Consider the following 7,035-nt stretch of genomic DNA (forward strand, 5'->3'; position numbering starts at 1 on the left):
CGGCAGCTTCGTCCAGACGCAGCGCCGCGAGGAGGATCCGCCTTATATTCCCGAGCGCCTGGGTGAGGTCATCGACCTGTCGATCCTGAAGCCGGTCTGCGAGCCGATGCATCTGGAGCGGCTGAAGCAGGCGCTGGGCTGGCTGGCCGAAAACCTCCCGTCGAGCTCGGCGCTGTCCTTCCGCCCGAACATGGTGTTTCCGCGCCACCGCGCCGTGGCGGTCGAATGGCTGCGGCTTTGCGGCCTCGACGCCTCGCCGCAGAACATTAGCCTGACCAACGGCGCTACTGCCGGCATGACGGTGGCGCTGATGAGCGTGGCGCCGCCCGGCTCGACGGTCGCCACCGAGGCCATCGGCCACCACACGCTGGTGCCGCTCGCCCGCTATCTCGGCTTCAACCTCGAAGGCCTGCCGATCGATGTAAACGGCCTGATCCCGGAAGCGCTCGACGAGGCCTGCCGGCACTCCGACATCCGCGCCGTCTTCGTGCAGCCCTCGGTGATCAACCCGACGGCGACGCTGATGGATGCCAGGCGGCGCGAGGAGATCGCGGCCGTGGCGCGCAAGCACGACATCGCCATCATCGAGAACGACGTGCTCGGCCCGCTGGTCGAGGACCGCCCGCCGCCGGTCGCCGCCTTCGCGCCGGAGCGCACGCTCTACGTCACCTCCTTCACCAAGATCACCGTGCCCGGCCTGCGCATCGGCTACCTCGCCGCGCCCGACCGCTATGTCGCGGCGGTGGCCAACCGTCACCTCGTCTCGAACTGGATGGCGACGCCGATGGTGGCCGAGATCGCCACGCGCTGGGTCACCGACGGCACGGCGATGGAGCTGGTCCACTGGCAGCGCGCCGCGCTGAGGCGGCGCCAGGACATCGCCGCGGAGGTGCTGGCCGGCATCGACTACCGCGTCCACCGCGACGGCTTGCACCTGTGGCTCGAGCTTCCCGGCGACCGTGCCGAGGAGAGTTTTGTGTCGCAGGCCCGCCTGCGCGGCGTGGCGATCGCGCCCGGCAGCTCCTTCCGCATTGCCGAGGCACCCTGGCATCCCGCCGTGCGCATTTCGCTGGGTTCGACCGCCGAGGCGGAACTGCGCGCCGGCTTGAGCGTTGTCGCCAAGCTACTGCTTGGCGATCCGGAGCATCTCCTGCTCGCCATCTGATGCACAAGCGGAGTTCAGATTGCCCTGAAATTGTGCCGCGTCGGAAATATTGTCATGATATTATTTTCCTAATTGACATGACTTAGCGCGTTCCGCATCGTTAAGGGCATAGGCTTCTCCAGAACGGGGAAATTGATTGCCCGCGCCCATCATCAAGGTCGATGCCATTTCGAAAAGCTTCGGCGCCTTCAAGGTGCTGGACGGCCTGTCGATGCAGGTCATGCCCGGCGAGAAGCTGGCGCTGATCGGCCCGTCCGGCTCCGGCAAGACGACGATCCTGCGCATCCTGATGACGCTGGAGAAGATCGACGGCGGCCACATCCAGGTCGATGGCGAGCATCTCTACCACATGGAGCGCAACGGCCAGCTCCTGCCCGCCGACGAGCGCCATCTGGCGAAAATGCGCCAGAAGATCGGCATGGTCTTCCAGCTGTTCAATCTGTTTCCGCACAAATGCGTCATGGACAACGTCACGCTGGCGCCGATGCTGACCAAGGGCGTGGCGCGCGCCGCGGCGGAAAAGCGGGCGATGGAACTGCTCGACATGGTCGGCATGGCCGACAAGGCCAAGGCGATGCCGGCCCAGCTTTCCGGCGGCCAGAAGCAGCGTGTCGCGATCGCCCGGGCACTCGCTTTGTCGCCGAAGATCATGCTGTTCGACGAGGTCACCTCGGCGCTCGACCCGGAACTGGTCGAGGAGGTGCTCAACGTCATGCGCAAGCTCGCCGCCGAGACCGACATGACGATGCTGCTCGTCACCCACGAGATGGGCTTCGCCCACGATTTCGCCGATCGCGTGCTGTTCTTCGACCGCGGCCGCATCGTCGAGGAAGGCAAGCCCGACGAGATTTTCCGCCACCCCAAGCAGGAGCGCACGCAAGGCTTCCTGAAGAAGATCATCGCGGCCGGCCACCGCGTCTAACGGGCGACGAAGTCGTCCCGCGAGCGACAGAGTCGTCCCGAAGCGGCGAGACCATCCTAGACGGGCGACGCAGTCGTCCTGAAACAACGCAAACCAGGACAACAACAAGGAGTTGGGAACAATGAAGAAACTTGCCATTCTGGCCGGCGTCGCCGGCCTCGCGGTGACCACGATGATGCTTGCCTCCGGCGCGCGCTCGGCCGACGACGCCAAGCTCGAGCAATTGAAGGGGCAGGGCTTCGCCCGCGTCGCCATCGCCAACGAGCCGCCCTACACGGCGGTCGCCGCCGACGGCAAGGTCTCGGGCGCCGCGCCCGACGTGGCGCGCGAGATCTTCAAGCGCCTGGGTGTCAACGACATCGTCGCCTCGATCTCCGAATATGGCGCCATGATCCCCGGCCTGCAGGCCGGCCGCTTCGACGTCGTCACCGCCGGCCTGTTCATGAAGCCGGAGCGCTGCGCGGCGGTCGCCTATTCCGAGCCGGTGCTCTGCGACGCCGAGGCGATGCTGGTCAAGAAGGGCAATCCGAAGGGTTTCAAGAGCTATGAGGACGTCGCCAAGGATAGCTCCGCCACCATCGGCGCGCCGGGCGGCGGCACCGAGGAGAAGCTGGCGCTCAATGCCGGCGTGCCGCGCGAACGCGTCATCGTCGTGCCGGACGGCCAGAGCGGCCTGAAGATGCTGCAGGACGGCCGCATCGACGCCTATTCGCTCCCCGTGCTGTCGATCAACGACCTGGTCAAGAAGGCCAACGACCCGAACCTCGAAGTCATCGCCCCGGTGATGGGCGCGCCGGTCTATTGCGACGGCGCCGCCTTCAAGAAGGGCGACGAGGCGCTGCGCGACGCCTACGATGTCGAGCTGGCCAAGCTGAAGAAGTCGGGCGAGTTCGCCAAGATCATCGAGCCCTACGGCTTCTCGGCCGCCGCCGCGATGTCGACGACGCGCGAAAAGCTCTGCGCCGCGAAGTAGGGCGCTTTCTTCCTTCTCCCCGTTCACGGGGAGAAGGTGTCACGAAGTGACGGATGAGGGGCGGCGGCAAGATATCAGAAGGCGGCTCCGCCCCTCATCTGCCTGCCGGCATCTTCTCCCCGTAGAACGGGGAGAAGAAAGCTAACCGCCAACGTTGGAACCCAGATGACCCAGTGGTCCGGCTATCTCGGCCTGATATTGCAGGGAGCGCTTGTCACCATCGAGCTGACGCTGATGGGGTCGGTGCTGGCGCTGATCATGGCCTTCCTGGCCGGCATGGGGCGGCTGTCCCGCTTCTTCGTCGTGCGCGCGCTGGCCACCGCCTATATCGAGTTCTTCCGCGGCACCTCGATCTTCGTGCAGCTGTTCTGGGCCTATTTCGTGCTGCCCCTTGCCGGCATTTCGCTGACGCCGCTGCAGGCCGGCGTGCTGGCGCTGGGCCTGAACGTCGGCGCCTATGCGGCGGAAGTGGTGCGCGGCGCCATCCAGTCGATCGGCCGCGAGCAGTACGAGGCCTGCATCGCGCTCAATCTCGGCCGCTGGCAAGGCATGCGCCATGTCATCCTGCCGCAGGCGCTGCTGGTCATGCTGCCGACCTTCGGCAACAACGCCATCGAACTGCTCAAGGCGACCTCGGTGGTCTCGCTGATCTCGCTCGCCGATCTCACCTTCCAGGCGCAGGTGGTGCGCTCGCAGACCGGCAACACGCTGATGCCGTTCACCACCATCCTGGTCATCTATTTCCTGCTGGCGCTGGTCATCTCCTGGGGCGTGCGCTCGCTGGAACGCCGCATGGCGCGCGGCATCGACGGAGTGCGCGTCTGATGGACTGGGATTGGAATTTCGTCAGGGAGATCCTGCCGACGCTGATCCAGGGGGTGAAGATCACCATCCTGGCGACGCTGCTCGGCTCGGTGCTGGCGGCGATCGTCGGCCTGGCCATCGCGCTGGCGCGGCGCTCGGAGAACCGGGCCGTGTCGCGCACCGTCGGCTTCCTCGCCGAATTCATCCGCGGCACGCCGCTGCTGGTGCAGCTCTATTTCATCTTCTACGTGCTGCCCGACTTCGGCATCCTGTTGCCGCCGCTGGTGGCCGGCGTCATCGGGCTCGGCCTGCACTACGGCACCTACACGGCGGAGGTCTACCGCGCCGGCATCGACAACGTGCCGCGCGGCCAGTGGGAAGCCGCCAAGGCCTGCAATCTCGGCGCCGGCCAGACCTGGACGCACATCATCCTGCCGCAGGCGATCCCGCCGATGATTCCGGCCTTGGCCAACTACTTCATCGCCATGTTCAAGGAGACGCCGCTGCTCTCGGCGATCACCGTGCTGGAGCTGATGAACCAGGCCAAGAGCGTCGCCAACACCTATTACCGCTACGTCGAGCCGATGACGCTGGTCGGCGCCTTCTTCCTGATCATCAGCCTTTTCTCGGTCGTGCTGCTGCGCTGGCTGGAACACCGCTACGGCAAGATCGAAAGGTAGTTTTGATGCAACCGCTGCCCGAAATCAGGCTGATGCCGGCAAGGCCAGCCCTCGATGCGCGCCCGCTGGAAAAGCGCGTCGGCCTGATCATCCTTGCCACCGACCACACCAGCGAGCCGGATTTCCGCCGCATGGTGGCGAGCGAGCGGATCGGCGTCTATGTCGCCCGCATCCCCTACAAGAACCCGACGACGCCGGAGAACCTGCGCAGGATGCAGCCGGAGCTTGAGGCCGCCGCCGCGCTCATCCTGCCGGACGAGCCGCTCGACGCCATCTGCTATTCCTGCACCTCGGCCTCGGTGGTGATCGGCGACGCCGAGATCGAGGCGGCGATACGGGCCGCCAGGCCCGGCGTTGCCGTGGTGACGCCGCCGATGGCCGGTGTGCGCGGGTTGAAGTCGCTGGGCGCGAGACGGATCAGCATCCTCACCCCCTACACGGTCGAGACCAGCCGGCCGATGGCGGCCTATTTCGCCGAGCGCGGCTTCGAGATCGTGAGCTTCACTTGCCTCGGCTTCGAGGACGACCGCGAGATGGCGCGCATCCCGCCGGCCGCACTCGTCGAACTGGCCGGCAAGGCAACCGATGCCGAGGCTGATGCGCTGTTCGTGTCCTGCACCGCGCTGCGCTCGGCGCTCGCTGTCGCCGGCATGGAACAGGCGATCGGCCGCCCGGTCGTCACCAGCAACCAGGCCACCGCCTGGAATTGCCTGCGGCTGTGTGGCGACGACACGGCGCGCCCTGAGTTCGGCCGGCTGATGACGAAGTCGCTGAGCCAATCATGACGAGCGCCACCACCCTCGCCGACATCCGCGTCGCCCGCGAACGCATCGCCGGCAAGGTCGAGCGCACGCCGACCGTGCAGTCGCAAAGCCTTACGGATCGCGTCGGCCACCCCGTCCACCTCAAGCTCGAGCACCATCAGACCACTGGCGCCTTCAAATTGCGCGGCGCCTCGAACGCGATCGCTTCACTAAGCCCTGAGGATAAGACGCGCGGCGTGGTCGCCGCCTCGACCGGCAATCACGGCCGCGCGCTGGCGCATGCGGCGCGGCTCGACGGCATCCGCGCCGTGATCTGCATGTCGCGGCTGGTGCCCGACAACAAGCTCGACGCGATCCGTCGGCTCGGCGCCGAGATCCGCATCGTCGGCAACAGCCAGGACGATGCGCAGAAGGAGGTCGAGAAACTGGTCGCCGAACAGGGCCTGGTCATGCTGCCGCCCTTCGACCACCCCGACATCATTGCCGGCCAGGGCACGCTCGGTCTGGAGATCATCGAGCAGGTGCCGGAGGCGGCGAGCGTGCTGGTGCCGCTGTCCGGCGGCGGGCTGGCTTCGGGCGTCGCCGCCGCCGTCAAGGGCGTCAGCCCGAACACCAAAGTCATCGGCGTCTCCATGGCGCGGGGCGCGGCGATGAAGGCGAGCCTCGACGCCGGCCGGCCGATCGAGATCGAGGAACTGCCGACGCTGGCGGATTCGCTCGGCGGTGGCATCGGCCTCGACAACCGGCTGACCTTTGGCATGTGCCGCGACCTGCTCGACGATGTTATCCTGCTCTCCGAGGACGAGATCGCCGCCGGCATCCGTCATGCCTATGAAGAGGAGCGCGAGATCGTCGAGGGTGCCGGCGCGGTCGGCATCGCCGCGCTGCTTGCCGGCAAGGTCAAGACGGCCGGGCCTGCCGTGCTCATCCTGTCCGGCCGCAACATCGACATGGCGCTGCACAGAAGAATCGTCTGCGGCGAGGCGCCATCAACCGTGGAGCGTGCCGCATGAGCCGGATGATGATCCTCACCGAGGCTGAACTGCGCCAGATCGTTGCGCTGAACCTCGATGCCGTCGCCTGCGTCGAGAACGCTTTTCGCGCGCTGGCCACGCTGCCGGTGGCGATGCCGCCGATCCTGCGCCTCGACATTCCCGAGCATCACGGCGAGGTCGACGTAAAATCCGCCTATGTGCCTGGCATCGACGGCTTCGCCGTCAAGATCAGCTCCGGCTTCTTCGACAATCCGAAGCTCGGCCTGCCCAGCGGCGGCGGCATGATGGTGCTGCTCTCGGCCAAAACCGGACAGGTCGAGGCGCTGTTGCTCGACAATGGCTATCTGACCGACATCCGCACCGCCGCTGCCGGCGCGGTCGCCGCCAGGCACCTGTCGCGGCCGGATTCCGCCGTCGCCGCGATCTTCGGCGCCGGCCTCCAGGCCGGACTGCAGCTCGAGGCGCTGCGCCTGGTGCGGCCGATCGGGGAAGCCCGCATCTGGGCGCGCGATGCCGCCAAGGCAGACGCCACCGCCGCCCGCTTGCGCGAGAAGCTCGGCATCATGGTGCGCGCCGAGCCGGACGCGGCGAAGGCGGCCGCCGGCGCCGACGTCATCGTCACCACGACGCCGTCGACCGAACCGCTGATCAAGGCCGGCTTCGTCGTGGCCGGCCAGCACATCACCGCCATGGGCTCGGATGCCGAGCACAAGAACGAGATCGCGCCGGCGA

8 protein-coding genes are annotated in these 7,035 nt (G+C 66.9%); all 8 read left to right on the forward strand.

Annotation, left to right across the window (positions count from 1 at the left end; translation table 11 throughout):
• Positions 1–1,165 (forward strand): PLP-dependent aminotransferase family protein (locus EN738_RS27940; protein ID WP_145966951.1); only part of this gene is annotated, 1,165 nt, incomplete at its 5' end.
• 136 nt (positions 1,166–1,301) lie between these two features.
• The gene (gene ehuA / locus EN738_RS27945; RefSeq protein WP_127286484.1) at positions 1,302–2,087 is read left to right on the forward strand and encodes an ectoine/hydroxyectoine ABC transporter ATP-binding protein EhuA; all 786 of its coding nucleotides are present in this window, start codon (positions 1,302–1,304) and stop codon (positions 2,085–2,087) included.
• Positions 2,088–2,208: 121 nt separating this feature from the next.
• The gene (gene ehuB / locus EN738_RS27950) at positions 2,209–3,060 is read left to right on the forward strand and encodes an ectoine/hydroxyectoine ABC transporter substrate-binding protein EhuB (protein WP_127286485.1); all 852 of its coding nucleotides are present in this window, start codon (positions 2,209–2,211) and stop codon (positions 3,058–3,060) included.
• Positions 3,061–3,225: 165 nt separating this feature from the next.
• On the forward strand, positions 3,226–3,885 hold the full coding sequence (gene ehuC, locus EN738_RS27955; protein WP_127286486.1) for an ectoine/hydroxyectoine ABC transporter permease subunit EhuC: 660 nt from the start codon (positions 3,226–3,228) through the stop codon (positions 3,883–3,885).
• Positions 3,885–4,544, forward strand: coding sequence for an ectoine/hydroxyectoine ABC transporter permease subunit EhuD (ehuD, locus tag EN738_RS27960; protein WP_127286487.1), 660 nt, complete (start codon positions 3,885–3,887; stop codon positions 4,542–4,544). The genes ehuC and ehuD overlap by 1 nt, the downstream gene beginning before the upstream one ends.
• 5 nt (positions 4,545–4,549) lie before the next feature.
• On the forward strand, positions 4,550–5,329 hold the full coding sequence (gene eutA, locus EN738_RS27965; protein WP_127286488.1) for an ectoine utilization protein EutA: 780 nt from the start codon (positions 4,550–4,552) through the stop codon (positions 5,327–5,329).
• Complete coding sequence (eutB, locus tag EN738_RS27970) at positions 5,326–6,321, forward strand: hydroxyectoine utilization dehydratase EutB (RefSeq protein WP_189606010.1); 996 nt, start codon at positions 5,326–5,328, stop codon at positions 6,319–6,321. The genes eutA and eutB overlap by 4 nt, the downstream gene beginning before the upstream one ends.
• The coding region (locus EN738_RS27975; RefSeq protein ID WP_127286490.1) for an ornithine cyclodeaminase family protein at positions 6,318–7,035 on the forward strand (718 nt) is incomplete at its 3' end. The genes eutB and EN738_RS27975, both read left to right, overlap by 4 nt.

The organism is Mesorhizobium sp. M4B.F.Ca.ET.017.02.2.1, from assembly GCF_003998955.1.
Lineage (GTDB): Bacteria > Pseudomonadota > Alphaproteobacteria > Rhizobiales > Rhizobiaceae > Mesorhizobium > Mesorhizobium abyssinicae.

Coding starts and splice junctions, on each gene's coding strand:
- ehuB (WP_127286485.1), top strand. CDS start 2,209: ATGAAGAAACTTGCCATTCTGGCCGGCGTCGCCGGCCTCGCGGTGACC.
- ehuC (WP_127286486.1), top strand. CDS start 3,226: ATGACCCAGTGGTCCGGCTATCTCGGCCTGATATTGCAGGGAGCGCTT.
- ehuD (WP_127286487.1), top strand. CDS start 3,885: ATGGACTGGGATTGGAATTTCGTCAGGGAGATCCTGCCGACGCTGATC.
- eutA (WP_127286488.1), top strand. CDS start 4,550: ATGCAACCGCTGCCCGAAATCAGGCTGATGCCGGCAAGGCCAGCCCTC.
- eutB (WP_189606010.1), top strand. CDS start 5,326: ATGACGAGCGCCACCACCCTCGCCGACATCCGCGTCGCCCGCGAACGC.